This is a genomic window from Salinisphaera orenii subsp. halophila YIM 95161, assembly GCF_003732545.1.
In the GTDB taxonomy this organism is placed as follows: domain Bacteria; phylum Pseudomonadota; class Gammaproteobacteria; order Nevskiales; family Salinisphaeraceae; genus Salinisphaera; species Salinisphaera orenii_A.
Map to the genome: position 1 here is coordinate 40,440 of NZ_AYKF01000013.1, position 26,106 is coordinate 66,545.

At 68.1% G+C, this 26,106-nt stretch carries 22 protein-coding genes; 13 read left to right on the forward strand and 9 right to left on the reverse strand.

The window, feature by feature from the left end:
• Positions 1-84 precede the first annotated feature (84 nt).
• Positions 85-1,092, forward strand: coding sequence for a zinc-dependent alcohol dehydrogenase family protein (locus SAHL_RS01955; RefSeq protein WP_123589736.1), 1,008 nt, complete (start codon positions 85-87; stop codon positions 1,090-1,092).
• Positions 1,093-1,362: 270 nt separating this feature from the next.
• On the opposite strand, the gene SAHL_RS01960 is transcribed toward SAHL_RS01955, so the two are convergent.
• Together SAHL_RS01960 and SAHL_RS17435 are read right to left on the reverse strand one after the other, a co-directional pair.
• On the reverse strand, positions 1,363-2,115 hold the full coding sequence (locus tag SAHL_RS01960; protein ID WP_148045450.1) for a hypothetical protein: 753 nt from the start codon (positions 2,113-2,115) through the stop codon (positions 1,363-1,365).
• Between the two features lie 386 nt (positions 2,116-2,501).
• Positions 2,502-2,783: a hypothetical protein gene (locus SAHL_RS17435; protein ID WP_148045451.1), complete on the reverse strand. Its 282-nt coding sequence runs from the start codon at positions 2,781-2,783 to the stop codon at positions 2,502-2,504.
• A 150-nt stretch (positions 2,784-2,933) separates the two neighbouring features.
• Here SAHL_RS17435 and SAHL_RS01965 point away from each other — a divergent pair, with 150 nt between their 5' ends.
• The gene (locus SAHL_RS01965; protein ID WP_123589738.1) at positions 2,934-3,836 is read left to right on the forward strand and encodes a LysR substrate-binding domain-containing protein; all 903 of its coding nucleotides are present in this window, start codon (positions 2,934-2,936) and stop codon (positions 3,834-3,836) included.
• A gap of 6 nt (positions 3,837-3,842) precedes the next feature.
• On the opposite strand, the gene apbC is transcribed toward SAHL_RS01965, so the two are convergent.
• A complete protein-coding gene (gene apbC, locus SAHL_RS01970) occupies positions 3,843-4,934 on the reverse strand; it encodes an iron-sulfur cluster carrier protein ApbC (RefSeq protein WP_123589739.1) in 1,092 nt (363 codons plus the stop codon).
• A gap of 41 nt (positions 4,935-4,975) precedes the next feature.
• On the opposite strand from apbC, the gene metG reads away from it, so the two are divergent.
• The 6 genes from metG (at position 4,976) to SAHL_RS02000 (ending at position 12,657) form a co-directional block, all read left to right on the forward strand.
• The gene (gene metG, locus SAHL_RS01975) at positions 4,976-7,126 is read left to right on the forward strand and encodes a methionine--tRNA ligase (RefSeq protein ID WP_123589740.1); all 2,151 of its coding nucleotides are present in this window, start codon (positions 4,976-4,978) and stop codon (positions 7,124-7,126) included.
• Positions 7,127-7,128: 2 nt separating this feature from the next.
• Positions 7,129-7,779 carry an RnfABCDGE type electron transport complex subunit B gene (locus tag SAHL_RS01980; protein WP_123589741.1) on the forward strand — a complete coding sequence of 217 codons (651 nt, stop codon included), beginning with the start codon at positions 7,129-7,131 and terminating at the stop codon, positions 7,777-7,779.
• A 17-nt stretch (positions 7,780-7,796) separates the two neighbouring features.
• Positions 7,797-8,447, forward strand: a complete 651-nt coding sequence (gene nth / locus SAHL_RS01985) for an endonuclease III (RefSeq protein WP_123589742.1) — start codon at positions 7,797-7,799, stop codon at positions 8,445-8,447.
• Positions 8,444-9,103, forward strand: coding sequence for a fumarylacetoacetate hydrolase family protein (locus SAHL_RS01990; RefSeq protein WP_123589743.1), 660 nt, complete (start codon positions 8,444-8,446; stop codon positions 9,101-9,103). Before nth ends, SAHL_RS01990 begins: the two co-directional genes overlap by 4 nt.
• Positions 9,104-9,150: 47 nt before the next feature.
• On the forward strand, positions 9,151-9,858 hold the full coding sequence (locus tag SAHL_RS01995) for a phosphoglycolate phosphatase (RefSeq protein WP_123589744.1): 708 nt from the start codon (positions 9,151-9,153) through the stop codon (positions 9,856-9,858).
• Between the two features lie 1,143 nt (positions 9,859-11,001).
• Positions 11,002-12,657 carry a phosphoenolpyruvate carboxykinase (ATP) gene (locus tag SAHL_RS02000; protein WP_123589745.1) on the forward strand — a complete coding sequence of 552 codons (1,656 nt, stop codon included), beginning with the start codon at positions 11,002-11,004 and terminating at the stop codon, positions 12,655-12,657.
• 531 nt (positions 12,658-13,188) lie between these two features.
• On the opposite strand, the gene SAHL_RS02005 is transcribed toward SAHL_RS02000, so the two are convergent.
• The 3 genes from SAHL_RS02005 to SAHL_RS02015 all read right to left on the reverse strand — a co-directional run bounded on the left by SAHL_RS02005 (position 13,189) and on the right by SAHL_RS02015 (position 16,862).
• Entirely contained in the window at positions 13,189-14,127 is a 939-nt protein-coding gene (locus tag SAHL_RS02005) for an FKBP-type peptidyl-prolyl cis-trans isomerase (protein WP_221177787.1), read from the reverse strand.
• 97 nt (positions 14,128-14,224) lie between these two features.
• The gene (locus SAHL_RS02010; RefSeq protein ID WP_123589746.1) at positions 14,225-15,505 is read right to left on the reverse strand and encodes an MFS transporter; all 1,281 of its coding nucleotides are present in this window, start codon (positions 15,503-15,505) and stop codon (positions 14,225-14,227) included.
• Positions 15,506-15,653: 148 nt separating this feature from the next.
• Positions 15,654-16,862 (reverse strand): argininosuccinate synthase, encoded by a 1,209-nt coding sequence (locus tag SAHL_RS02015; protein ID WP_123589747.1) that lies wholly within the window; start codon positions 16,860-16,862, stop codon positions 15,654-15,656.
• A 109-nt stretch (positions 16,863-16,971) separates the two neighbouring features.
• Between SAHL_RS02015 and rnt the strand changes: the two genes are divergently transcribed.
• The 3 genes from rnt (at position 16,972) to SAHL_RS02030 (ending at position 19,264) form a co-directional block, all read left to right on the forward strand.
• Positions 16,972-17,628, forward strand: a complete 657-nt coding sequence (gene rnt, locus SAHL_RS02020; RefSeq protein ID WP_123589748.1) for a ribonuclease T — start codon at positions 16,972-16,974, stop codon at positions 17,626-17,628.
• Between the two features lie 90 nt (positions 17,629-17,718).
• Complete coding sequence (locus SAHL_RS02025; protein ID WP_123589749.1) at positions 17,719-18,507, forward strand: GNAT family N-acetyltransferase; 789 nt, start codon at positions 17,719-17,721, stop codon at positions 18,505-18,507.
• On the forward strand, positions 18,443-19,264 hold the full coding sequence (locus SAHL_RS02030; protein WP_184947186.1) for a lysophospholipid acyltransferase family protein: 822 nt from the start codon (positions 18,443-18,445) through the stop codon (positions 19,262-19,264). Before SAHL_RS02025 ends, SAHL_RS02030 begins: the two co-directional genes overlap by 65 nt.
• Here SAHL_RS02030 and phaZ read toward each other — a convergent pair.
• From phaZ to SAHL_RS02045, 3 genes are all read right to left on the reverse strand, one after another.
• Positions 19,191-20,201, reverse strand: coding sequence for a poly(3-hydroxyalkanoate) depolymerase (gene phaZ, locus SAHL_RS02035; protein ID WP_221177788.1), 1,011 nt, complete (start codon positions 20,199-20,201; stop codon positions 19,191-19,193). The two genes, SAHL_RS02030 and phaZ, sit on opposite strands and share 74 nt — an antisense overlap.
• A 115-nt stretch (positions 20,202-20,316) precedes the next feature.
• The gene (locus SAHL_RS02040; RefSeq protein WP_184947188.1) at positions 20,317-21,177 is read right to left on the reverse strand and encodes an alpha/beta fold hydrolase; all 861 of its coding nucleotides are present in this window, start codon (positions 21,175-21,177) and stop codon (positions 20,317-20,319) included.
• Positions 21,161-22,870, reverse strand: coding sequence for a PHA/PHB synthase family protein (locus SAHL_RS02045; protein WP_184947191.1), 1,710 nt, complete (start codon positions 22,868-22,870; stop codon positions 21,161-21,163). The genes SAHL_RS02040 and SAHL_RS02045 overlap by 17 nt, the downstream gene beginning before the upstream one ends.
• A gap of 144 nt (positions 22,871-23,014) precedes the next feature.
• On the opposite strand from SAHL_RS02045, the gene SAHL_RS02050 reads away from it, so the two are divergent.
• Positions 23,015-24,373, forward strand: a complete 1,359-nt coding sequence (locus SAHL_RS02050; RefSeq protein WP_123589753.1) for a YihY/virulence factor BrkB family protein — start codon at positions 23,015-23,017, stop codon at positions 24,371-24,373.
• Positions 24,374-24,404: 31 nt separating this feature from the next.
• Positions 24,405-26,060, forward strand: a complete 1,656-nt coding sequence (locus SAHL_RS02055) for an AMP-binding protein (RefSeq protein WP_123589754.1) — start codon at positions 24,405-24,407, stop codon at positions 26,058-26,060.
• Positions 26,061-26,106: the final 46 nt, after the last annotated feature.

Genomic DNA, 26,106 nt, shown 5'->3' on the forward strand with positions numbered 1-26,106 from the left:
CCTGACTCGCGCTCCGCCCAGCATCGGCCTGATCCGTGGCGGCGGATGTCGTATCGTGTGGGCGTCATTTCCACGAGTCGTGTCATGCAGGTTCAACTCATTCGCGCCTTCGGCGCCCCGGACGTCTTCGAAGCCGCCGAGATCGACACACCCCGGCCGGGGCCGGGTCAGCTGCTGGTGCGCCAGATCGCGTCGAGCGTCAATCCAGTCGACACCAAGCTCCGCACCGCCGGGCCGGCGATCGCGCCCGAACTGCCGGCGGTGCTCGGCTGCGATGTGGCGGGCGTGGTCGAGGCGGTCGGCGACGGCGTGCGGCGCTTTGCACCCGGCGACGCCGTCTACGGCTGTGCCGCCGGCGTGCGCGGCCACGGCGGCGCCTACGGTGAATACGTCGCGGTCGATGCCGCCTTCATGGCCTTCAAGCCCGACGCCCTCGACTGGCGCGAGACCGCGGCGCTGCCGCTGGTGACCATCACCGCCTGGGAAGCGCTCGTCGACCGCGCGCGCGTCGCCCCAGGCGACCACGTACTCATTCACGGCGGCGCGGGCGGCGTCGGCCATATCGCCATCCAGCTCGCCAGGGCCCAGGGCGCGCGGGTGGCGACCACGATCTCCTCGGCCGCCAAGGCCGATATCGCCCGTCGCATGGGCGCGGACGAGACCATCAACTACCATGAAGAAAGCGTTGACGATTACGTGGAGCGCCTGACCGACGGGCGCGGCTTCGACGTCGTCTTCGACGCCACCGGCGGCTCGGATATCGCGACCTCCTTCGCCGGCGCCCGGGTCAACGGCCAGGTCGCGACCATCGTGTCGCAGTACACGGCCGACCTCACGCCCATGCACACCAAGAGCCTGACGCTGCACACCATCTTCATGCTCACCAGCATGCTCAACGGCGTGCATCCACAGCATCACGGCGAGATCCTCACCAAGGCCGCCGGACTCGCGGCCGCCGATCAGCTCCGGCCGATGCTCGACGAACGCCGCTTCACCCTCGGAGACATCGCCGCAGCACACGCCCATCTGGAAGCCGGCGCGGCCGTGGGCAAGATCGTCATCGATATCGGCGGAGAAGCCAAGACCCTCTGAGCGAGGTGCTGTTATCAACCCGGGATTAAATACCTTCATGCCGGGTGGATAACGCGAGTATGCGCTGGCGTACTCGCGCCGGCCATCGGCTGCGAAGCGCTTGAGAATAGAGGACAGACATGGGCGAGCTTCTATTTTCGAGCACGTTGAAAACAGCTGATGATTCAGCTGTTCTGGTGCCGGATCAATAGCCGAGCGACCGGGATATTGAAAGACAGGGGCGGAGACGGTCCGCCCCTGTCCGGCCACTGGTCGGCCCCGCGGCCGGCGTCAGCCGATACGGCGTGTCCGCCACGCGCCGAGTCCGACCAGCATCAGGGCCAGCCAGGCAAGCGCGGTGCCCGCCGGTTCGGCCACGTCCACCGGCGGCGGCTGCCCGCCGTCGACGACGAAGCTGCTGTCGTCACCGTCGCCGATGCCCTGGATGTGGGCGGCGGAAATATAGCCCGCCGCGTTGGGGACGAACGGCGATGCGCCCAGCGCGTCGGCGAAGATCAGGTCGTAAACGGCCTGCTCGGCCCCATCGAGGCGCCCACCGGTGCCCTGGACGGCCCAGTTGAAGGCCAGATTGTAGTCGCCGGTGCCCGTCGGCCCCGCATTCAGACCCGCCTGGTTGAACACGGCATCCGCACAGTTTCCGCTCGTACAGCTGAGCGACTGAACGCTCGGCGAAAGCGAGAACGCCCAGCCCGACTGGGCATTGGCGTTGCGTCCCCCCTGCACGAAATCGCCGCCATCGAGCAGCGACATCAGCGTCAACGTACCCGTCGTGGCGCCGGTTTCGTAAGAGAACTCCGCGCTGAGCCATGGCAGCGCTCCCGTCGGGGTCGCTCCGGTATACACCGAATCGAGATCGATGGTCTGGGTCATCGGCACGGCCAGCGCCGCCCCGCCCCAGGCCGCCGCCAAAAATACACCGGCCTCGAGCAACCGTCTGATATACCTCGCACGCATGGCCTGCACCTCGTTCCATTGTGGCGCCCTGCCCTCGGCAGGGAGGAAAACCGGCATCGGGCCAAACATTGCATATTTCGTGCCGTTTTACAGACCACTGAACATATTGATTTTTTCTGGGGGTAACCGCGTCCACGCGCTGTAGATGTCAGAAGCGCCGACAGCTGAGCGCTCGAACCGGACGGTCCGCCGGCCGCCGAGCCCGATTCTTGTCGGTGGCGACCCGCCGGCTCACGTTCCGGCAAGCCGTGTCGATTCGGGCAGTTGCCCAGCATCAACCATAGATCGGCTGCCCGCCGGGCAACATCGGGCATACACACGGGCCCGGGAGGCCGCGCCATCCAGCGCGGCGGCAGAACGTGGCCCGGGAGCGACCGGATGCAAGAACTTCCGACATCCCATCAGCCAGCGGCCGCGGCACATCGAATCTTCACGGGCCGGAACGGGTCACACGATCATCGAGTAGCACCCGTTGTCTTTCGCCGTTGTCTTTCACCGTCATTCAACCGTTGACGCAGCTGCGCGCGGCTATGACCGAGATCACAAAGACTATGGTCGTCGCGTTTCAACAGTGCCTTCACGGCCCGGCGTTTGCGCCAGGCCTGCACCGCCCGCCCGAGCCGCGCGAACAGCCATAGGGGCGGCATCGCCGGCATATGGAGCCGATCGAGCCGGGCACGTTGCTGTTCGGCCTGCTGCGCGATCGTTGGGTTGGATCGGCTGGAATAGTCACGCATGGCTCATCTCCATAGGGCGTGCCATCGGCAGGCCCGCCGGGTGTATCGCGTGCCCGCTCGTCGAGGCACGAAGCCAGCCTGCGCCTGTGCCTGTGTTCATTCCAGCGAAACGTTTTATACTCTGCTTTCAATATTTATTAACGCAAACCCATGACTCGATCGCCTGCGCCGAATGTATCGAACGTTCAGCCGCTGCTGGATACGGATGTGCTGCGCAGCTTCGTCGCCATCGCCGAATACGGCAGCTTCACGCGCGCCGCCAAGGCCGTGTTTCGCACCCCGTCGGCGCTGAGCATGCAGATCAAGCGGCTGGAAACCACGCTCGACCAATCCCTGTTCGTACGTGAAGCGCGGCGCGTGCAGCTGACCGCGCACGGCGAGCTGCTGCTGCGCTATGCGCGCCGGCTGTTGCAGCTCAACGCCGAGGCCGTGGCCTGCTTCCTGGCTCCCACGCTGGAAGGCACGGTGCGGATCGGCACCCCGGACGATGTGGGGACGCGGGTATTGCCACAGGTACTCTCGGGCTTCGCTGCGTCGCACCCGGCGGTGCAGGTCGACGTGATGGCGGGTGTGAGCCGGGTCATGCTCGAACGACTGGATGCGGGCGAAATCGACCTGGCGCTGGTGACTGCGGGCAGCCGCGACGTCGATCCGGAACGCGGCGAGGTCGTGGCGACCGAGCCGCTGGTGTGGGTCGCCCGCGCCGACGGCACCGCCCGCCTGCGCGAGCCGCTACCGGTGGCACTCGCCGAACACGGCTGCGTGTGGCGCGCGAGCGCGGTCGACGCGCTCGATCGCGCCGGCCGGCCGTACCGCGTGGCCTACAGCAGCGAACACAGCGCCGGTCAGCGCGCCGCCGTTCAGGCGGATCTGGCGGTGGCGCCGCTGCCGCGTTCGCTGGCGAACTCGCCGCTGCTGGAAATCGTCGACGACCCGAAGCTGCCGGCGCTCGCCGACACACACATCCTGCTCGTCACCGGCGCCCGGCGCTCCGAGGCGGCCATAACGCTCGCGCAACACGTCGTCGACGCGTTTCGCGCCCTGCGCGGCTAGAAGCGGTCAGCTATTCTCGACCTTGATGTTCGGGAACTTGCTGGCGTAGTCCTTCTTCTGACGGGCCAGCCGCGCGGCCGTCTTGCGGGACATGTCCAGATAGGCCGCGGCGATCGCGCCCTCCGGCTGCGCGACCACGCTCGGATGCCCCGAATCCGCGTTCTCGCGAATGGAGATGTCCAGGGGCAGCTGGCCGAGCAGGTCCACGTTGTATTCGTCGGCCAGGGTCTGTCCGCCGTGTTCACCGAAGATATGCTCCTCGTGACCGCACTTGGAGCAGATGTGGGTGCTCATGTTCTCGACGATGCCCAGCACGGGCACGTTGACCTTGTTGAACATCTCCACGCCCTTCCGGGCGTCGATCAGGGCCAGATCCTGGGGCGTGGTCACCACCACCGCGCCCGAGACCGGAATCTTCTGCGCCAGCGTGAGCTGGATGTCGCCCGTGCCGGGCGGCAGGTCGATGATCAGATAGTCCAGATCGTCCCAGGCGGTCTGGAACAGCATCTGCTGCAGCGCCGAGGTGACCATGGGTCCGCGCAGGATCGCCGGCGAATCCTTGTCGATGAGATAGCCGATGGACATCGTCTGCATGCCGTGGGCTTCCATCGGCAGCAGGGTGTTGCCGTCCTTGCCCTGGGCGCGCCCCTCGATCCCCATCAGCCGCGGCTGGCTGGGCCCGTAGATGTCGGCATCGAGCAGACCGACCGAGGCGCCGTCGGCCTTGAGCGCGAGCGCCAGGTTGGCCGCGACCGTCGACTTGCCGACGCCGCCCTTGGCCGAGGCCACGGCGATGATGTTTCGCACCGAATCCAGCCGCTTGAGCGACGACTGGACCGCGCGTGCGGCCACCGTGAAACCGACGGTGACATCGGCCCGCTCGATGCCCTCCACCGCCTCGAGCATGCCGCGAACCCGTTCGGCCAGTTCCTGGCCGTAGTCGCCGCAGGGAAAGCCGAGATCGAGCTCGAGCTTGACGTGCCCGCCGTCGACCTCGAGCGAACGCACGGCGCGCGCACTCATCAGGTCGGTACCGAGATAGGGTTCGTTGAAGCGCCCGAGGCGGGCCTCGACAGTCTGTTTCAGGGAATCGCTCATGGCGTGTGTCCCGATTGATCGCATGAATTGAACTGCCCGCGATGATAGCAAGGACCGGCCGGCCACCGGGGGTGCCTGTGGCATACTGGCGGGCTCGAAAACGCTTCCAGAACAGCCCTGCCATGGCGCGCGACATCCTCGTCACATCCGCTCTGCCCTATGCCAACGGGTCGATCCATCTCGGCCATCTGGTGGAATACATCCAGACCGACGTCTGGGTGCGTTTCCAGAAGCTGCGCGGCAACCGCTGTATTTATGTCTGCGCGGACGACGCCCACGGCACGCCGATCATGCTCAAGGCCCGCGCCGAAGGCATCGAGCCGGAAGAGCTCATCCGGCGCGTCGGCGAGGAACACCAGCGCGACTTCGCCGATTTCGCGATCGGCTTCGACAACTACCACTCGACGCATTCGGACGAGAACCGGGAGCTGGCCGAGACCATCTACAACGCGCTCGACGCCGCCGGCCATATCGCCAAGCGCACGATCTCCCAGGCCTTCGATCCGGACAAACAGATGTTTCTGCCGGATCGCTTCATCCGCGGCGAATGCCCGAAATGCGGCACCGCCGAGCAGTACGGCGACGCCTGTGAGGCCTGCGGCGCGACCTACCAGCCGACCGAGCTCAAGAATGCCGTCTCGGTGCTGTCCGGGGCGACGCCGGTCGAGCGCGATTCCGAGCACTATTTCTTCCAGCTCGCCGACTTCGAGGACTTCCTGCATCGCTGGACGCGCAGCGAGCATCTGCAGGAGGCCGTCACCCGCAAGCTCGACGAATGGTTCGAGGCCGGCCTCAAGGATTGGGACATCTCCCGCGATGCGCCCTATTTCGGCTTCAAGATCCCGGGCACCGACGACAAGTACTTCTATGTCTGGCTGGATGCGCCGATCGGCTACATGGCCAGCTTCGCGAATCTCTGCGCCCGTCGCGACGACCTCGACTTCGATGCCTTCTGGAAAGCCGGTTCCGAGGCCGAGCTGTACCACTTCATCGGCAAGGACATCGTCTACTTCCATGCCCTGTTCTGGCCGGCGATGCTCGAAGGCGCGGGCTATCGCACGCCCACCGCCATTCACGCGCACGGCTTTCTAACCGTCAACGGCGAGAAGATGTCCAAGTCGCGCGGCACCTTCATCAAGGCGCGTACCTGGCTGGAGCATCTGCCGGCAGAGTTTCTGCGCTACTACTTCGCCGCCAAGCTCTCGGGCAAGGTCGAGGATCTGGACCTGAACCTCGACGATTTCGTCGCCCGCATCAACTCGGACCTGGTCGGCAAGTACGTCAACATCGCCAGCCGCTGTGCGAACTTCATCAGCAAGCGCTTCGACGGCCGGCTGGCCGATACGCTGGACAGGCCCGAACTTTTCGAGCGTTTCGCGGCCGCCGCCGACGAGATCGGGCAGCACTACGAGCAGCGCCGCTTCGCGCAGGCGATCCGCACGATCATGGCGCTGGCCGACGAGGCCAACGCCTATGTCGCCGAGCGCGCGCCCTGGCAGCTGGCCAAGGAAGGCGGCCGCGAGGACGAGCTACAGCAAATCTGCACGACCGCGCTCGCGCTGTTCGCCCAGCTCACGATCTATCTCAAGCCGGTGTTGCCCGAAACGGCCGAACGCGCCGAGGCGTTTCTGAACGTCGAGCCGCTGAGCTGGGCGGATCTCGCCACGCCCGTCTCCGGCACGATCCGCAAGTTCAAACCGCTGCTGCGGCGTGTCGAACAGCCCGCGATCGACAAGATGCTGGCCGCGAGCCAAGAAGATCTGGCCGCCAAGCCGGCGCCGCAGAGCGAACCGGCCCAAGACGCCCAGACCGACGCCCAGCCCTCGAAAGCGCCGGGCAAGAAGGAGCCGGACACGCAAGGCGCGGCCACCGACACGATCGATATCGCCGACTTCGCCAAGGTGGACCTGCGGGTCGCGCGTATTGAAGCCGCCGATCACGTCGAGGGCGCGGACAAGCTGCTGCGGCTCACACTCGACGTGGGCGCACTCGGCAGGAAGCAGGTCTTCGCCGGCATCAAGGCCGCCTACGACCCAGCCCAGCTCGAAGGCCGGCTGACCGTCATGGTCGCCAACCTTGCACCGCGCAAGATGCGTTTCGGCGTGTCCGAAGGCATGGTGCTGGCGGCCGGTGATTCGCCGCATATCCTGTCACCGGACGCGGGTGCTGCGCCGGGCGACAAGATCAAGTAGTCATGGACGAGGCCCGCGTCGATGCCATCGATGCCCTGCTGCCGCAGACCCAGTGCCGGCGCTGCGGCTACGACGGCTGCCGGCCCTATGCCGAGGCGATCGCCGCGGGCGAGACGGACATCAACCGCTGCCCACCCGGCGGCGACGCCACGGTCGAACGCCTGGCAGCACTCACCGGCGAGACGGTCAAGCCGATCGAGCCGGAATGCGGCGATGCCAGCATTCCCAAGGTGGCCTACATCCGCGAGGCCGAGTGCATCGGCTGTACGCGCTGTATCCAGGTCTGCCCCACCGACGCCATCATCGGCGCGGCCAAGCAGATGCATACGGTGATCGAGTTCGACTGCACCGGCTGCGAGCTGTGCGTGCCCGCCTGTCCGGTCGACTGTATCGACATGCCGGAATCGGACGCCGAGAGCGGCCAGCCGCTGTGGCCGCCGCAGCGCGCGATCGACGCCGAACGCGCCGCGCGCGCCCGCGAGCTGTTCGAGGCGCGCCGCCGACGTCTGAACCAGAAGACCACCCGCCGTCGGCGCAGCAATCGGCACGATGCCACCGTCGATGCGCGCGAGGACGCGGCCGCCGGCTCCGCGGACAAGAAAGCCACGATCGCCGACGCCATCGCCCGTGCGAAGGCGCGCCGCACCCCGTAGCCGCCACTGATCGATTCATGAACAAGGCCAAGCGAACCGAGATCTTCGAGCGTCTGCGCGACGCCAACCCCGAACCCGAGACCGAGCTGCAGTACGGCTCGCCGTTCGAGCTACTCGTCGCGGTGATCCTGTCCGCCCAGGCGACCGACGTCGGCGTCAACAAGGCCACGGCGAAGCTGTTTCCCGTCGCCAATACGCCGCAGGCGATCCTCGACCTGGGCGAGGACGGCCTCAAGGATTACGTTAAGACCATCGGTCTATACAACAGCAAGGCCGCCAACATCATCAAGACCTGCCGGGCGCTGGTCGACGAACACGACGGCCAAGTGCCGGACACGCGCGAGGCGCTGGTCGCGCTGCCGGGCGTGGGCCGCAAGACCGCCAACGTGGTCCTCAATACCGCGTTCGGCCAGCCCGCGATGGCGGTCGACACGCATATCTATCGGGTGGCCAACCGCACCGGCATCGCGCCGGGCAAGACCGTGCGCGCGGTCGAGGACCGGCTCATGCGGCTGGTGCCGAAACCGTTCCTACGGGACGCCCACCACTGGCTGATCCTGCACGGGCGCTATACCTGCCGCGCGCGCAAGCCGCTATGCGATGCGTGCGTGATCGTCGACCTGTGCGAATATCGCCACAAGAATCTTGCCGAGGACGTCGCTTCATGAGCCGACCCCGCCCCGCCGACGCGTTTTCCGTTCGCAGCACGCCGCGCATCTTCTGCATCGGGCGCAACTACGCGAAGCACATCGCCGAACTCGACAGCACGCTGCCGGGCCAGGAGTGCGTGATATTCATGAAACCGGCGAGCGCGCTGGTGGCGCCCGAGGAGGCGATCATCCTCCCAGCCGACGTCGGCGAGATCCACCACGAGGCGGAACTCGTGGTCGAGATCGGCCCGGGCGGCCGCGACATCGCCGCCGAAGCCGCACGCGGGCACATCGCCGCGGTCGGCCTGGGGCTCGATCTGACCCTGCGCGACGTCCAGACCGGGCTCAAGAACACGGGCGAGCCCTGGGAGAAGGCCAAGGCCTTCGACCACAGTGCGCCGCTGGGGCCGATGACCGCGCTCGACGACGACATCGACCTGGCCGATCTGCACTTCGATCTGAGCGTGGACGGCGAGGTGCGCCAGCACGGTCATACCGCCCACATGCTCGTCGGGGTCGCCGAGTTGATCGCCGTGCTCAGCCGCCACTGGCACCTGCTGCCGGGCGATCTGGTATTCACCGGCACACCGGAGGGCGTCGGGCCGGTGCAGGCCGGCATGCAGCTCGCCCTGTCATCGCCCCGGCTCGCCGGCGCCGAATGGACCATCGCCTGACGACCCGCAGACCCCTTCTCGCTTCGCTCCAGTCACAAGGACACGCCATGCATCCGGCGCTCGATCACATCGCTCTCGTCGTCTTCGATCTGGACGGCACGCTCATCGACTCGGCGCCGGACCTGGCAACGGCCGTCGACGCCGTACTCGGCGAGCGCGGGCTGCCCCCGGCCGGCGTGGACAAGGTGCGCGACTGGGTCGGCAACGGCACGCACAAGCTGGTCGAACGCGCGCTCACCGACGCCACGCGTGCAAGCGGCGAGCCGGCCTCCGAAGCCGATGTGGACGCCGCCCATGCGCGCTTTCTGATCCACTACGGCGCCGCCCCCTGCGAACGCACGCTGCTCTACGAAGGCGCAGGCGAACTGCTCGAGACGCTGACCGCGGCCGGGGTCGCCTGCGCACTGGTGACCAACAAGCCCGCCGCGTTTCTGCCCCCGATTCTCGAACGATTCGGTCTCGGCGACCGGTTCGCCGTGACCGTCGGCGGCGACACGCTCGCGCGCAAGAAACCGCACCCCGATCCCCTGCTGCACGCCGCCGAGCGGACCGGCATCAGCCCCGACCGCGCCCTCATGATCGGCGACTCGCGGCACGACGTCGCCGCTGGCAAGGCGGCCGGCTTCCGTACGCTGGCCGTGACCTACGGCTACAACCACGGCGAGCCCGTCCGGGACAGCGCTCCCGACCACGTGGTCGATACGCTGGCCGAGCTGCTGCCCCAGGGCGAGACTCTGTCGCCCCACGCAACCTGAGTCCTTTTCGGCAGAGGGCGTGACGAGGCGTTCCAGTAACGGCGCACGGGGGATCGCGCCCCTCACCGGACGCCGAGCCGGCGCCTCATCGTCGCCACGAAACCGGCCCGGCACGAGGACGCAGCGGGGGCGGCATCGACGGCCGCGAGAAGGCGCCGCCGACTCCATTGCGTGACCGTCGCCTCGCCGCCGGGCGTGATTCGCAGCCCTTCGACCCCGGCGCGCGAAGCGATACTGCACGGCTCGGGCCGCAAGCGGCCGGCCTGTGCGCGCGACGATGCGTTCACGCTTCAGAGACAATACCGTCGCCGACGTTTGCCGATGGCGACGCCGCTCAGGCCAGACGGCATGGGCGACCGATCGCTCCGGGCGGAGCAGCGCCTCGCGCGCTGGAACAGCAGCTCGGCGCGCGGCAGGGCGCGCCGGCTGTTCGGGCTGATCCCCGGTCGGCGGTCTGCCGAGCACGCTTTCCCCGTGGTATCGACGGCCGGGGGCCAGCGCCTGTTCGTCACTGTCACGACGGGGCCGCGGTTCGCTCTGCCGGTCAGACCGGTGCCGTCCGTACTCGAGTTCGAGCGTTCGGGCCCGGCGATATCCGTTCGCAACGGCGTGAGGCCCGATGACGATCGGCCGATCATTGGGCCGCGATCAGGTTTACGTCTCAGCGAACACGCATCGACGAACTCGCGGCGGCGACGCTCGACGAGCCCGGCCCGGCGCCGAATCCCCCGGGTACCGACTGAGCGGGCCCGTCGACGGGCTCCGACCGCGCTATCCGGCTGCAGGCCGGCGATGCCCGCATCCACGACACGCCGTCGATCAACACGACCCTGCCATCACTGCCGACGGGCGCCGGGCTGCTCGATTTCACCTCCACCGCGCTCGCATCGGGATCGCCACCGGTATGATCAACTCACGTGACGACCGCGCCTCGATCACGCGTGCGTCCGGCGACTTCACGATCGCAGGCCCCGCTTGCCGCACCGGCACGCCGGGTCGCGCCGCGCAGCCGCTCCGGGCGCGACCCGGGCCCGCGCGACGTTCAGCGGCCCTTCGGTCGCGTATTGCCACGCTATGACCTAATCGGTAATCTCCGCGTTTTTGCCGCGCCCCGCGGGCCGGTCGAATTCAGGACGGGTGCACATGAGTCTGAACGCCGCGTTGAAGGAAACGCTGGGCCTCGACGGCCTGGAATATCGTCACGATCTCGGCAAGGATGCGCTCTTTCGTGAAGCACTCGCCAACGACCGCGGCCGCATCCGAGCCGACGGACCGGACGACGAGCCCAAGGCCTACGAGACCGCGCTCGGCCTCAAGGGCCCGCTGGTCTATTATTCCGATCCCAGCTGCACCGGGCGCCCGGTCCAGGACACCTTTGCGGTCGCCTGGCCCGAGGTCGAGGACAAGCTGTGGTGGAAGTCGGATTTCCAGAAGTTCGACCCGGATCATTTCGGCCCGCTGCTCGAGCGCGTGGCCGCGCATCTGAACGAGCGCGGCCGTCATCTGTACGTCCAGGACGTCCACTGCGGGTGGGACCCGGCCTACGCCGTGCCCTATCGCTTCGTCGGCGAATACGCCACGCACGCCCTGTTCGCAACCAACATGTTCGCCTCGGGCGTCGACGTGGCGGACCCGGAATCCAAGCGCTGGACGCTCCTCGACGTACCCAGCTTCCACTGCGACCCCGAACGCGACGGCACGCTGAGCGCGCGCGCCGTGATCATCGACATGCGCAACCGCGTCGGCCTGGTGCTCGGCCGCGCGGATTACTGCGGCGTGGTCAAGAAGACCATGTTCACGGTCATGAACTATCTGTTGCCCGAGATCGGCGAGATGCCGATGCACTGCTCGGCCAACGTCGGCCCCCGCGGCGACGGCGCCATCCTGTTCGGCCTGTCCGGCACCGGCAAGACGACGCTCTCGGCCGACCCTGAACGTGAGCTCATCGGCGACGACGAGCACGCGTGGACCGCTGACGGCGTGTCCAACTTCGAGGGGGGCTGCTACGCCAAGCTCATCGATCTCGACAAGGCCGCCGAGCCGGTGATCGCCGCGGCGCTGTCCATGCCCGGCAGCGTGATCGAGAACGTGCCGCCCCTGCCCGATCGGCTGCTGGCCGAAACCGATCCGCAGGATCTGGACCTCAGCGACAACGCCATCACCGAGAACACGCGGCTGTCGTATCCGCTGGCGGCGAATCCGAACGTCGCCGACGGCGCACGCGGGCCGCACCCCGAGACCATCGTGCTGCTCACCGCGGACGCCTTCGGCGTGCTGCCGCCGGTCTCGATCCTCGACACCCGCGACGTCATGTACCACTTCGTCTCCGGCTTCACCGCCAAGCTGGCCGGTACCGAGGTCGGCGTGAACGAACCCAAGGCCGCCTTCTCGGCCTGCTTCGGGGCGCCGTTCATGGCGCAGAAACCCTCGGTCTACGCCGAGATCCTGGCCGAGAAGATGAAGACGCACCGGGCCCGCTGCATTCTGCTCAACACCGGCTGGTCGGGTGGGCCGCACGGCGTCGGCAAGCGCATCTCCATCCAGCATACGCGGGCGCTGCTCAACGCCGCGCTGGCGGGCGAACTCGATGCCGACAAGGTCGGCTACGAGAACCATCCGATCTTCAATCTCGCCATGCCCACCGCCTGCCCCGGCGTGCCCACCGAGATTCTCAATCCGCGCAACACCTGGGAAGACAAGCACGCCTACGACGTCCAGGCCGAGAAGCTACGCGACATGTTCCGCGAGAACTACCGCAGCAAGGGCTTCGACGCCCTCGGCATCGAAGCGGTGATGTAGCCACGGCCGACGACGTCGATCGCCCGAGCCCGGGCGATCGACGTTTGACAGGTTTCTTGCATCATCTCGGCCGGGCCGCGTCGCGTGTCGTGTCGATAAGCACGGCACCGGATCACGCCAAAGCTCGGCTCGATGAACCTGCCCGTCGCCGCGACCGCAGGCCGGAGCCGCAGTTCCGCTGACCCGACCCGGCGCGGCCGCCGCGTTTCGTGTCGTACGGCCGCCGCCGGTCATGCCGGGCAGGGCGTCCATCGCCGCGCCGTCGAAGCCCCCGCGTTCGCAGGCGAGCGCTGGCATCCCCTCGACCGAACCACACGACGGTCGCGAGCGGCCGATCCCACCCCCAATCGTCGACGTCGGCGACCACGGCATCAAGGCCGGGCGCGCCACGGCCTACACGCTGTGCGGGTGCCGGCCGGAGCGTGCCTCCCCGGACACGAAAAAGCCGCTGACGCATCGCGTCAGCGGCTCGCTTTCATGCCGGCGATGACGCGGCCCGCGTGGTGCGGGCTCGCTCGTCGTGGTCGGCGATCAGCCCTCGTCGGCGTTCGAGTCCTCGCCTGCACTGTCGCCACCCGAGGCGTCGGCGGCGGACTCTTCGTCGCCCCCATCGCCGCCGGCGCCATCACTGCCCTCGCCGCTGCCGCCGTCGTCGACCTCGATCAGCTCGACGTCGAAGATCAGCGTCTCGTTCGGGCCGATCTGGGCCCCCGCGCCGCGCTCGCCGTAGGCGAGATCGGCGGGGATGTAGAGTTCGTACTTGGCGCCCTCCTTCATCAGCTGGAGCGCTTCGGTCCAGCCCGGGATGACCGCATCGACCGGAAAGGTCACCGGTTCGCCGCGCTCGCGCGAGCTGTCGAACACGGTGCCGTCGATGAGCTCGCCGGTGTAATGCACCGTGACGCTGTCGCTCTTCGAGGGCGTCGGGCCGTCGCCTTCCTCCAGAACCTTGTACTGCAGCCCGCTGTCGGTCGTCTCGACGCCTTCCTTGTCCTTGTTCTCGGCCAGGAACTGCTCGCCCTTGTCCTGGTTCGAGCGCGCCTGCTCCTGCGCCTGATCCTGCTGGGCGGCTTCCATGTCCTGGACGAAGCCCTGCATCACGCTGTCGAGCTCTTCCTGCGACAGACGCGTGTCGTTGCCCTCGATGGTGTCGCGCACGCCCTGGGACAGCATGTCCACGTTGAGCTCGACCGGCAGTTCCTGGAGCGAATTGCCGATATCCATGCCGAGCGCGTAGCTGCGCTTCTCGTCATCGTTGGCGAAGGCATCGCCGGACTGCTTCGACTGGTCCGAATCGTCCTCGGCGGCGCTGTCGCCGCTTTCACCGCCGTCGCCGTTCGTGCCCGTGTCGGTGTTCTCGCTGTTGTCGCCGCCACCGGCCTGTTCGCTGCCGGCCTCGTCCGAACCGGACTGATTGCCGCACGCCGTCAGCGCGAAAATGCACGCAAGCAACGCAATGAATCGTTTCATCGAGATCGTCCATGGACTGTAATGGGACCCGCAAGCCTACGCTAAAGGTCGGACAAGCAAAAGCAGGACAGGCGACGACGCCGAAGCCGGCCCGGGACTAGCCGCCACGCCCCGTGGCCGACTCGCCGGGCGGTGCGCCGGGCGTGTCGGGATGCGTACGCGGATCGAGTTCCAGGATCACCGGACCGGTGTCGGCGGCGGCGATGTTGACATAAGGACCCTGGGCGTCCACCGGCACGCTCGGCGTGGTGACGCCGCGCCAGATCACGAAACCGCCGTACACGGTCAGTACCGCGGCCAGGAATACGAACAGGCCGTCCGGACCCAGCCCCTGCATGGCCAACGCGCCGGCGACCGGCCCGATGCAGGTGCCGATCCCGTAGACGAACAGCAGACCGGCGCTCGCAGCAACCGGATCGCCCTCGGCCATGCCGTCGTTGATCATCGACAGGCTCACCGGATAGAGACAGCCCGTCAGCCCGAACACCGCGACCGTGGCGGCGTACAGCACGACCGCCTGGCCGGCGCCGAACGCCGCGGCGGCCAGGGCGCCGATCAACGCGAGGCCGGCGATCACGGCGCTGAGCCAGCGCCGATCGAACCGGTCCGAGACCCAGCCGACCGGCCACTGCAGCACCATGGTAGCCAACACGGCAAAGACCATGTAGCGCGAGACCCCCTCCAGCGACAGGCCGATGCTGCTGGCGTAGACCGGCGCCAGCGCCAGAAAGGCGGATAGGACCACACCGCCGGCGAGTCCGCCCAGGGCGCCACTGGGCGACAGCCGATAGAGCGCGCCGAAGTGCAATCGGCCGATCGCCCCCATGACCGGCGCCTCGGAACGCGTCAGCGCCAGCGGCACGAGCGACAGCACGATCAGGATGGCGACGAGACTGTAGATCGGGTAGTCGTCTGTCGCTCCCCAGGCGACCAGATACTGGTCGAGCGCGGCGGCGAAGAAATACACCACCTGATACACCCCGAGCAGCGCGCCGCGGGTCGCACGCGTCGACCGGCCCGAGATCCAGCTCTCCAGCACCATGATCAATCCGGCGGCACAGAATCCGACCAGGCCGCGCAGCGCGGCCCAGAGCCAGCCGTCGATGTACATCGGGTGAATGAGAGCAGCCACGCAGCCCACCGCCGCAAACGCCGAGAACGAGCGGATCTGACCGACGCGCCGGATGAGTCCGGTGGCCAGGCGCGACCCGAGCACGAAGCCGATCGAATGACAGACCAGCACCAGCCCGACGGCGGTCGCCGAAAACCCCTCATCCGCGAGCTGCACGGCGAGGACGGTGCCGAGCAGCGCGGTGCCGGCGATGAACAGCGCGAGGCTCGCGAACATCGCCGCCAGCGATACGATCACCTGCCCCATCGATGCACCACTTGCCCCGATACGAAGCGAGCGCGCCCGGCCCTCACTGCCGAACGCACGTCAGCCCTCGTCAACGTCTCCCGGAAGACCAAACCGCCGGTCGGCACCGTCTCGCCCACGACAGATCAAACGTCGCCGGCGCCGCGGACTAGCCCCGACCGTGTCCCAGCCGAAGCCGCAGCGCGTTCAGACGGATGAACCCGGCCGCGTCCTTCTGATCGTAGGCGCCGCGATCGTCCTCGAAGGTGGCGATCGCCTCGTCGAACAGGCTATCGGATTCCGATGCCCGACCGACCACGCTCACGCTGCCCTTGTAGAGCTTCACGCGGACCGTGCCGTTGACGTGGGTCTGCGACCTGTCGATCGCAGCCTGCAGCATCTCGCGCTCGGGCGAGAACCAGTAGCCGTTGTAGATCAGCTTGGCATAGCGCGGCATGAGCTCGTCTTTCAGATGCGCGGCTTCGCGATCCAGCGTGATCGACTCGATCGCACGATGGGCACGCAGCATGACCGTACCGCCCGGCGTTTCATAGCAGCCGCGCGACTTCATGCCCACGTAGCGGTTCTCGACGATATCGATACGGCCGATGCCGTGCGCGCCGGCCAACGCATTGAGCCGGGCCAGCACCTGATAGGGCGTGAGCCGTTCGCCGTCGATGGCCACGATATCGCCCTGCTCGAAGGTGAGATCGATTTCCTGGGCCGCGTCCGGTGCGTTTTCCGGCGACACGCTCCATTCCCACATCGCCTCCTCGGCCGGCGTCCAGGGATCTTCCAGCACGCCGCCCTCGTAGGAGATATGCAGCGCGTTCGCATCGGTGGAATACGGCGAACCGCCGTCGGCCTTCTTGCGGATATCGATGCCGTGATCTTCGGCATAGGCGAGCAGTTTCTCGCGCGAGTTCAGGTTCCATTCGCGCCAGGGCGCGATCACCTGGATGCCCGGCATGAGCGCGTACGCCGACAGCTCGAAGCGCACCTGGTCGTTGCCCTTGCCGGTTGCGCCGTGGGCGATCGCATCCGCGCCGGTCTGTTGCGCGATTTCGACGAGGCGCTTGGAAATGAGCGGGCGTGCGATGGACGTGCCGAGCAGATACTCGCCTTCGTAGATGGCGTTGGCGCGAAACATCGGGTAAACGAAATCGCGCACGAACTCTTCGCGCAGGTCGTCGATGAAGACTTCCTTCACGCCCAGTTTCTCGGCCTTGGGGCGGACTTCGTCGAGCTCCTCGCCCTGGCCGATATCGGCGGTAAAGGTCACGACCTCGCAGTCGTATTCGTCCTGCAGCCACTTCAGGATGACCGAGGTATCCAGGCCGCCCGAATAGGCCAGCACCACTTTCTTGACGTCGCTCATAGTCTTCGCCGGGCCTTGCGTTTCAATCGAAATCTCAGAACGCGGCATTATACGCAAGCCGTCGCCCCGCGCGGCCCACCCGGCATCGCCCAGCTGCTAGTATCGCGCCATGACAGCATCCGACAACATCGAATCGGCGACGCCGCTGATGGCGAATCGCTTCCGCGGCTTCCTGCCCGTCGTCATCGACGTGGAGACCGGCGGCTTCAACAGCGCGACCGACGCACTGCTCGAGATCGCGGCGGTCACCGTGGATTTCGACGCCGATGCACAGCTCGACATCCGCGAGTCTATGGCCTATCACGTGGCGCCCTTCGAGGGCGCCAACATCGAACCGGCCTCCCTGGAGGTCAACGGCATCGATCCGCATCACCCGCTGCGCCCCGCGCTGCCGGAGCACGAAGCGCTGGCGCGCATCTTCAAGGTGGTGCGCCAGACGATGAAGGAAGCCGGTTGCAAGCGCGCGGTCCTGGTCGGACACAACGCCCATTTCGATCTCGGCTTTCTCAACGCGGCGATCGCCCGCACGGGCATCAAGCGCAGCCCCTTTCATCCGTTCTCCTGCTTCGACACCGCCACTCTGGCGGGCGTCGCCCTGGGCCAGACGGTGCTCAAGCGCGCCGCGACCGCGGCCGGGATGTCCTGGGACAGCGAGGCCGCCCATTCGGCCCGCTACGACACCGAGCAGACCGCACGCCTGTTCTGCACCATCGTCAACCGTTTCCAGCCCATCTACGAGAACATCCCGCCCCTGCCACAGAACTGATCCGGTCACGCGCGTGCCATGCGCGCGTCATCGTTTCTCAACTCGCGAACCCTAGCCTGCGCATGACGCCACCGTTACGGAGGACATGCCATGGCCGTCGCCGCACGTTCGCTGGAGTTGCCCCGGTCCGCGCCGCGTCTCACCGTGCAGGTCGCGCGCGACGCCGCGGAGATCGAAACCAGTCTGGCACTGCGCCACCGCGTGTTCATCGAGGAGATGGGCGCGCGCATCCCGAACCAGGCGCCGGATATCGAAACCGACGCCTTCGATCGCCATTGTCGCCACCTGCTGGTACGGGACACCGCCACGGGCCGGCTGCTGGCCTCGACCCGACTGCTGGATGACGCCGGCGCCGCCGCGGCCGGCGGGTTCTACTCGCAGACCGAATTCGAGCTGGAATCCATGCTCGAGCTGCCCGGGCGCACGCTCGAGATCGGCCGCACCTGCGTCGCACCGGATGCACGCCACGGGACGGTGATGGCCGTTCTCTGGTCCGGCATCGCCCGCCTCGTGCGCGCCGAGGACCATGCGCATCTGATCGGCTGTGTCAGCCTCGATGCACGCGACGGCGGCGCGCGGGCGCGTGCCCTCTACGCGGCACTGGAATCACGGCATCGGTCGACGGGCACGGTCGTGCGCCCGCGACGACCACTGCCCGCGGCGGACGCCGACCCGGCCGGCACGCGCCGTCCGCCGCTACTGCGGACCTATCTGGGGCTGGGCGCCACGGTGGCCGGCGAACCCTGCTGGGACCCCGCATTTCGCGTGGCCGACTTGTTCATGCACCTGCAAGTCGCTAACTTGTGCCCGCGTTATGCTCGACACTTCCTCGAATCGTCAGGCCCGACCGCTGCTCGGGCGGGTCGGCCTGTATCTTAAGAGTCTGCGTCTGATCGGACTCCTGCTGCTGGGCATCGTGCTGCTGCCGATGGTGCCGCTGATCGGCAAGCGCAGCTGGCACCTCGTGCGCTGGTGGCACGGTCGCATGCTGCGGGTGCTCAACGTCCGCCTGGACATCGACGGCGTGGTGCCCAGCCGACCGACGCTGATCGTGGCCAACCACTGTTCGTGGCTGGACATCGTCGTGCTCGGCCACGCCTTCAATGCCTCGTTCGTCTCCAAGGCCGAGATCAGCGGCTGGCCGCTGGTCGGCTCGTTCGCGCGCGCCGCCGGCACGCTGTTTCTCGCCCGCGGCGCCGGGCGCACGTCGGAGACCTCGGCACGCATCCGTTCGGTACTGGAATCCGGGCGTTCGGTGCTGTTCTTCCCGGAGGGCACGACCACCACCGATCCGCAGCCGCGCCGCTTCCACGCGCGGCTGTTCGCGGCCGCCATCGACGGCGGCTACCCGGTGACCCCGGTGGCACTGCGCTACTGCGACGAGACCACGCCCGCCGACATGCACCATGCGCTCGCGCCTTGGGTCAACGAGGCCGCGCTCTGGCCGCATTTCCGCGACCTGTTCCGGCTGCGCGAGATACGGGCCGAGGTGCGGCTGTGCGCGCCGGTCGATCCGCGCGGCTACGATCGCCGCAGTCTGGCCGAGGCCTGCCAGCTGGCGGTCAGCCATCGCCAGGCGATGGCGGCCGCTCGCGCCCGTTCGGAACGGTGCGACCCGGTGCGGTCAGCGGCGTGAGCCGCCCGTCGGCCGGCGCTCCGCGCGCGGCGTAATAGTCCTGACCGTCGGTGCCGTCATAACGACGCTCGTTGATGAAGCGCTTGATCACCGCCGCGCTCTCGTTCGCGCGCACCAGTGGAAAAAGATGGCCACCGCCGCGAACGATGTGCAGGTACGACTTGGGAATGAGCCAGTACAGCAGCCGGATGTTGACCAGCGGCATCACCGGATCGTCGTCGCCGCCCATGATCAGCGTCGGACAGCGCAGCCGGTACAGTCGGTGCACGCTCGTCCAGCCGAGACCGGCCAGCATCTGGTTGAGGTAGCCGCGCGTCGACGGTCCGGCGGCGTGCGCGCCGCGCCGTTCGAGCAGCTCCGGCCGGCGCCGGACCAGCCCGCCGTACAGCGTCGGCGCGAGTTCGGCCAGGGTCTCGTTCTTCTGATAGCGCCGGGCCGTGATCAGGCGCCGGAACACGTTCGCCCGCGCCGGCAGGCCGAGCATGCCGGCCGAGGTCGCGGCCAGCACGAGCCGATTGGTGCGCCCCGGAAAATCCAGCGCGAACTGCTGGGCCAGCGCGCCACCCCAGGAGATGCCGGCGACGTTGATCGGCTCGTCGTAACCCAGCCGATCGAGCAGTGTCGCGGTGAGCCGGGCCAGCCAGCCGAAGCGATGCGGCAGCTTCAGCGCCGGCGAGGCACCGGCCCCCGGCATGTCGAAGACGATGAGCTCGACGTCGTCCAGGGCATTGATCAGCGGCAGGGTCAGGTCGAGGTTCGCGCCGATGCCGTTGAACAGCAGCATGGGCCGGCCCTGGCCTCGCCGCACGCCGACCCGCAGGCGTATGCCGTCGACATCGACGAACTCGACGCGCATGCGCGTGCGCCGGCGCAGCACGCTCAGCGCGGGCGGCACGCGCCGCCGCCCGCTCGACTCGGGCGCCGTCTCGGCGCTCAAGACACATCCCCTTCGACTGCCATGCGCCGAGTATGACGGAAAACGTCACCATCCGGCTCTAAGACTTTTGCCGCAACGCAGCAACCGATCACGATCAGAAACTTGCCTTTCGCGCTTAAAGTGTATTGTCCTCCGCCGGCGGGCGCGGCGCGTGGCGGGCGTTCAGAAAGCCGTCGAGCTCGCGAACCACTTCGTCGGTGCGCTCGAGCACGAACCAATGGCCGCCGCCGCGGATCACCGTCAGCCGGGCCCGGGGCAGCAGCAGCGCCAGCACCCGGGCGTTGACCATGGGCACCACGGCGTCATCGTCGCCGGCCAGCACCAGGGTGGGCACGCCCAGCCGGTGCAGCCAGGGCAGACTGCTGTAGCCGGCCAGCGCGTAGAGCTGGGCGGCGTGGCCGCGCCGTGTCGGTGGCGTGGCCCGGCCCATGGCCCGGGCGATGGCCCGGCATTCATCGGTGCGCCGCCCGCCGAAGACCGACCGGGCCCGGGCGGCGTCCGGGGCGATGCGCGTCAGCCCCTTCGGATGCGCGAGCCGCCAGAGGCTGTTGAACCGGCCCGGGAACATCAGCTGGCCACTGCAGGTCGCCGCCAGCACGAGCCGACGCACGCGGTCCGGCGCCTGGCGCGCGATCTGCTGGGCGAGCAGCCCGCCCCAGCCGATGCCGAGCACGTCCACGGCCGTCTCGACGCCGACCCTGTCCAGCATCGCGACGACCAGGCGCGCGAGTGCGGCCATGCGGCGCATGCGATGCACGTCCTCGGACGCGCCCACGCCCGGCGGATCGAAGGCGATGACGGGTTGCTCGAGATGCCGCGCGACGTCGCCGAGGATCTCGAGGTTGGCCGCGAAGTCGTTGCAGAACAGCAGCGGCGTGCCCCGCCCGTCGCGCTGCGCCACGTGCAGACGTTCGCCGTCCACCGCCACCGTGGCGTGGGTGAACGGATCGTGATCGCGGTCAGCGCTGGCGGACATAGCGTCCGGGCGCGGGTTCGATGGGCTCGTAGCGCTCGTCGCCGTAGGCCGTCGGCGCCGGCCGCGGGCCGCCGCCGTGGGCCTCGCACCAGCGCACCCAGGCCGGCCACCAGGACCCGGTCTGCTCGCGGGCGCCGCGGCGCCAGGCCGCGGGATCCAGGCTGTAGTCGTCGTTGATGAAAAACCGCGCCCGCGCGTCGCCGGGCGGGCACAGCATCGACTGCACGTGGCCGGCGGCACCCAGCACAAAGCGCACGTTCGAGCGCGAGAACATCTGCATGGCGCGGTAGCAGGTCTGCCACGGGGTGATGTGATCGCGGGCACCGGCGACCACGAAAACATCGCGGTCGATGGCACGCAGGTCGATGGGCGTGTCGGCGATCCGCAGCCCGCCCGGATCGCGCAGGCGATTGTGGCGGTAGATGCCCAGCAGATCCGCGTGCAGGCGCGCCGGCAGGCGCGTGGTGTCGCTGTTCCAGTAGAGCACGTCGAAGGCGGGCGGGCGGCGCCCGAGGACATAGTTGTTGACCACGAAATGCCAGACCAGCTCGTCCGGCCGCAGCCAGGCGAAGGTCCGCGCCATGTCCGCCCCGTCGAGCACGCCGGCGTGCGCCGAACGCGCCAGCGCCGTACCGATGGCGGCCTCGTCCGTGACCCGGGACAGCCGCCCGGCGCGCGGCGCGTCGAGCACCGTGACCATGAGCGTCAGACAGGCGACGCGGTCCTGGGCCCGAGCCGCGGCGAGCCGCGCCAGCGCGAGGGTGGCGGTGGTGCCGCCGGCACAGGCGCCGACGAGCTTCACCGGCGCGTCGTCGGCGATCGCGCGCACGATATCGATGGCGTCGGCTGCCGCCTCGACGTAGGTCTCCAGGCCCCAGTCGCGCTGGGCCGCGGTCGGGTTGCGCCACGACAGCGTGAACACCTGCTGGCCGGCCTCCAGCAGATAGCGCACCAGGCTCTTCTCCGGGGCGAGATCGATCACGTAGTACTTGTTGATCTGCGGCGGCACGAACAGCACCGGCCGCGCGTCGACCTCGGGCGTGCGCGGGCTGTACTGGATCAGTTCGAAGACATCGTTGCGAAAGATCACCGCCCCTTCGGTGGCCGCGATGTTGCGGCCGACACGGAAGGCGGTCTCGTCGACCTGGCGCGGCAGGCCGCGATGGTCGCGCAGGTCCTCGAGCACGTGGCGCAGCCCGGCCACGATCGAGCCGCCGCGGGTCGCCCGGGCGCGAGTGTAGAAGCCGGGATGGGTCACGAAGAGATTGCTCGGCGCGGCCGCCGCGACCAGATGCTCCGCGGCGAACAACAGCCGGCGTCGTCGTTCTGGCCGCAGACGCAGGGCCTGGATGATCTCGAACAGCGTCTGCGACCAGGCCAGATAGCCCTGCAGCGTGCGCCGGAAGACGGGGTCGTCGGTCCACGCCGGATGCACGAAGCGCTCGTCCTCGGGCGCCGGCCGCAGCCGCGAGCGTCCGAGCGCGATCCGCGCCATCTCGCGCGCGAGCCGCGCCTCGGCGCGCGCCAGCACGAGCGGATGGGAGAGCAGCGTGGTCACCAGCTCGCGCGCCGAGCCCAGGGTATCGCGCCAGCGCCGGCCCGTGATCGCATAGGCGCCGGTCAGATCACGCAGCGCGCGCGGCGGCAGTTCGCCGCGGCGGGCGGTGCTCTGATCGGTGGCGATGGCGCTCATGACGGGCTCGCTGCGGTACGGTCGTGACCGATGGGCTACAGGGTGCGCTACGCTTGGGGCGGGGACAACCGTTGCGCACTGCCGCATGCGTCGAGACAGGGGGATTAGAATGCAGGATTCATCGACACCGGCGCAGATGCGATCATGATCAGCGCGATAAGCCGGCGTTTCGACGCCGCGATCTGGGAGCCCGAACTGGAGCGCCAACGCGGCGCCCGGCGCTGGGGCATCACCGCGGCGCGGTTGGTGCAGGTGCTGGTCCGCGACATCCAGAACGGCGAGATCACCATGCGCGCCATGGGGCTGGTCTACACCACCCTGCTGTCGCTGGTGCCACTGCTCGCACTCGCGTTCTCGATGCTCAAGGCGTTCGGCGTGGACAGCGCGCTGCGGCCCACCCTGCAGCGGTTCATGGCGCCGCTCGGCGGGCAGGGCGACGTGATCGTCGACCAGATCGTCGACTTCGTCGAGAACGTCCAGGTCGGCGTGCTCGGTGCCCTGGGCGTCGTCTTTCTGATGTATTCGGTGATCTCGCTGATCCAGAAGGTGGAGGCCGGCTGCAACTACATCTGGCAGGTGCGACACGCGCGCTCGCTGGGGCGGCGCTTCACCGAGTATCTCAGCGTGCTGATCGTGGGCCCGATCGTGATTCTCGCCGGCAGCAGCATGACGGCCTCGCTGACCAGCAACACGGTGGTCGACTATCTCGCCGACATCGAGCCGTTCGGCACCTCGCTGTACGTGGCCGGCCGGCTGGTCCCGTATCTGCTCTACAGCGCGGCGTTCACCTTTCTCTACGCCTTCATGCCCAACACCCGGGTGCGGCTGCTGCCGGCGCTGGGCGGCGGCGTGTTCGCCGGGGTGCTCTGGCAGACCGCCAGTCTGGGCTTTGCCGTGTTCGCCAAGAACGCCGGCAACGTCAACGCGATCTATTCCAGTTTCGCCATCGTCATCCTGCTGCTGATCTGGATCTACGTCTCCTGGCTGATCCTGCTCATGGGCTGCCGGGTGGCCTTTCTTCTGCAGCACACCGAGCAGCTCAGTCGACGCCCCTATCCGCCGCGCCTGGGCGCGGAGCGTCGCGAGCAGCTCGCCCTGCTGATGATGGGCCTGATCGGCCGCAGCTTCCTGCACGGCGACACGCCCTGGCAGGTCGAACGGATCGCCCACGAACTGCGGGCGGCGCCGGATCACGTCTACGATGTCGTCGACCAGCTCGTCGACGCCGGCATCCTGCTCGAGACCGGCGAGGACAGCGTGACCCTGCTGCCGCGACAGGACATCGAATGCGTGACCCTCAACGCGATCCTCGACGCGGTCCGCGCCGGCGATGCGGCCGCGGCATTGCGCCCGCGCGATGCCACCGCCCATCGGGACGTCACGGCCTGGATCGAGCGCAAGGAAGAGGCGCGGCGCCGGGTCTTCGACGGTCTGACGCTGCGCGCGCTGGTCGCCGACGAGGACACCGCCATCGCCCCGACCGGCGTCGGGACCGGTCACTGACGCCGCCGCGCCACATCGAAGGGAGAGCGCCATGAACAAGAACTGGCTCGAGCACTATCCGCCCGGGATCGGGCACACCATCGACACCGACGACGACGCCACCCTCGTCGGCATCATCGACGCCGCCTGCCGCGACTATGCCGATCGCGACGCCTACAGCAGCATGGGCAACACCATCCGGTTCGCGGACGTCGACCGGCTGTCGGCGGCGTTCGCGGGCTATCTCCAGCAGGTTCGGGGCCTGCAGCCCGGCGAGCGCTTCGCGATCATGATGCCCAACTGCCTGCAGTACGTCGTCGCGCTGTTCGGCGCGCTGCGGGCCGGGCTGACCGTGGTCAACGTGAATCCCCTCTACACCGCGCGCGAGCTCGAGCATCAGCTGACCGACGCCGACGTCCGCACCCTGCTGGTGATGGAGAATTTCGCCGCGACGCTGGAAAAGATCTACGACAGCGTGCCGGTCGAGACCGTGATCACCACCCAGCTCGGCGACATGCTGGGGCCGGTTCGCCGCGTGGTGACGAACTTCGTGGTCAAGAAGATCAAGAAGATGGTCCCGGCGTGGAATCTGCCGGGCGCGGTCGCCTTTCCCGATGCCCTGGCCGAAGGCCGCGGCCAGACGTTCCGGCCCGTGGCCGTGCGCGGCGAAGACCTGGCCTTTCTGCAGTACACCGGCGGCACCACCGGCCCGGCCAAGGGCGCGATGCTCACGCACGCCAACGTGGCCGCGAACGTACGCCAGTGCCAGGCGTGGTTCGCCCCGCAGATGAGCGAGACCGGCGAGACCATCATCACGGCGCTGCCGATGTATCACATCTTCGCGTTGACCGTGAACACGCTGGTCTATTTCTCGATCGGCGGGCACGGCGTGCTCATCACCAACCCGCGCGACATGCCCGGGTTCGTGAAGACGCTCGCACGGCATCCGTTCTCCGCGATCACGGGTGTGAACACGCTCTACAACGGTCTGCTCAACACCGAAGGCTTCGACAAGCTCGACTTCTCCCACCTGAAGTTCTCGATGGCCGGCGGCATGGCCACCCAGCAGGCGGTGGCCGAGCGCTGGTACCGGGTCACCGGCCGGCCGATCATCGAGGGCTACGGCCTGTCCGAGACCGCGCCCGTGGTCACCTGCAATCCGCTCGATCTGGAGCGCTTCAACCACTCCATCGGCATGCCCCTGCCCTCGACGGACGTCGACATCCGCGACGACGACGGCCACAGCCGTCCGCCCGGCGAGGCCGGCGAGCTGTGCGTGCGCGGCCCCCAGGTGATGCGCGGCTACTGGCGCCGGGAAGACGCCGATACGGAGGCCTTCACCACTGACGGCTTCTTCCGCACCGGCGACATCGCACGCCAGGACGACGCCGGCCTGTTCTACATCGTCGATCGCAAGAAGGACATGATCCTGGTGTCCGGCTTCAACGTGTATCCCAACGAGATCGAGGACGTGATCGTGGCGCACGAGGGCGTGCTCGAGGCCGCCGCGGTCGGCGTTCCCGACGAGAAATCCGGCGAGGCGGTCAAGCTGTTCGTGGTGCGGCGGCGCCCGGATCTTAGCCTGGAGGAGGTCCGACGCCACTGCCGCGAACACCTGACCGGCTACAAGGTGCCCAAGCACTACGAATTCATCGATGAGGTGCCGAAATCCAACGTGGGCAAGATTCTCCGCAAGGAATTGCGATAACGCACGCAAACCCGCAGCCAACGTGCAGGCTTTGGCCGCCAGCCTG

What these genes read in the sequence shown, in the direction of transcription:
- SAHL_RS01955 (WP_123589736.1), top strand. Translation starts at nt 85, where the DNA reads ATGCAGGTTCAACTCATTCGCGCCTTCGGCGCCCCGGACGTCTTCGAA.
- SAHL_RS01960 (WP_148045450.1), bottom strand. Translation starts at nt 2,115, where the DNA reads ATGTTTGGCCCGATGCCGGTTTTCCTCCCTGCCGAGGGCAGGGCGCCA.
- SAHL_RS17435 (WP_148045451.1), bottom strand. Translation starts at nt 2,783, where the DNA reads ATGCGTGACTATTCCAGCCGATCCAACCCAACGATCGCGCAGCAGGCC.
- SAHL_RS01965 (WP_123589738.1), top strand. Translation starts at nt 2,934, where the DNA reads ATGACTCGATCGCCTGCGCCGAATGTATCGAACGTTCAGCCGCTGCTG.
- apbC (WP_123589739.1), bottom strand. Translation starts at nt 4,934, where the DNA reads ATGAGCGATTCCCTGAAACAGACTGTCGAGGCCCGCCTCGGGCGCTTC.
- metG (WP_123589740.1), top strand. Translation starts at nt 4,976, where the DNA reads ATGATAGCAAGGACCGGCCGGCCACCGGGGGTGCCTGTGGCATACTGG.
- SAHL_RS01980 (WP_123589741.1), top strand. Translation starts at nt 7,129, where the DNA reads ATGGACGAGGCCCGCGTCGATGCCATCGATGCCCTGCTGCCGCAGACC.
- nth (WP_123589742.1), top strand. Translation starts at nt 7,797, where the DNA reads ATGAACAAGGCCAAGCGAACCGAGATCTTCGAGCGTCTGCGCGACGCC.
- SAHL_RS01990 (WP_123589743.1), top strand. Translation starts at nt 8,444, where the DNA reads ATGAGCCGACCCCGCCCCGCCGACGCGTTTTCCGTTCGCAGCACGCCG.
- SAHL_RS01995 (WP_123589744.1), top strand. Translation starts at nt 9,151, where the DNA reads ATGCATCCGGCGCTCGATCACATCGCTCTCGTCGTCTTCGATCTGGAC.
- SAHL_RS02000 (WP_123589745.1), top strand. Translation starts at nt 11,002, where the DNA reads ATGAGTCTGAACGCCGCGTTGAAGGAAACGCTGGGCCTCGACGGCCTG.
- SAHL_RS02005 (WP_221177787.1), bottom strand. Translation starts at nt 14,127, where the DNA reads ATGAAACGATTCATTGCGTTGCTTGCGTGCATTTTCGCGCTGACGGCG.
- SAHL_RS02010 (WP_123589746.1), bottom strand. Translation starts at nt 15,505, where the DNA reads ATGGGGCAGGTGATCGTATCGCTGGCGGCGATGTTCGCGAGCCTCGCG.
- SAHL_RS02015 (WP_123589747.1), bottom strand. Translation starts at nt 16,862, where the DNA reads ATGAGCGACGTCAAGAAAGTGGTGCTGGCCTATTCGGGCGGCCTGGAT.
- rnt (WP_123589748.1), top strand. Translation starts at nt 16,972, where the DNA reads ATGACAGCATCCGACAACATCGAATCGGCGACGCCGCTGATGGCGAAT.
- SAHL_RS02025 (WP_123589749.1), top strand. Translation starts at nt 17,719, where the DNA reads ATGGCCGTCGCCGCACGTTCGCTGGAGTTGCCCCGGTCCGCGCCGCGT.
- SAHL_RS02030 (WP_184947186.1), top strand. Translation starts at nt 18,443, where the DNA reads ATGCTCGACACTTCCTCGAATCGTCAGGCCCGACCGCTGCTCGGGCGG.
- SAHL_RS02040 (WP_184947188.1), bottom strand. Translation starts at nt 21,177, where the DNA reads ATGTCCGCCAGCGCTGACCGCGATCACGATCCGTTCACCCACGCCACG.
- SAHL_RS02045 (WP_184947191.1), bottom strand. Translation starts at nt 22,870, where the DNA reads ATGAGCGCCATCGCCACCGATCAGAGCACCGCCCGCCGCGGCGAACTG.
- SAHL_RS02050 (WP_123589753.1), top strand. Translation starts at nt 23,015, where the DNA reads ATGATCAGCGCGATAAGCCGGCGTTTCGACGCCGCGATCTGGGAGCCC.
- SAHL_RS02055 (WP_123589754.1), top strand. Translation starts at nt 24,405, where the DNA reads ATGAACAAGAACTGGCTCGAGCACTATCCGCCCGGGATCGGGCACACC.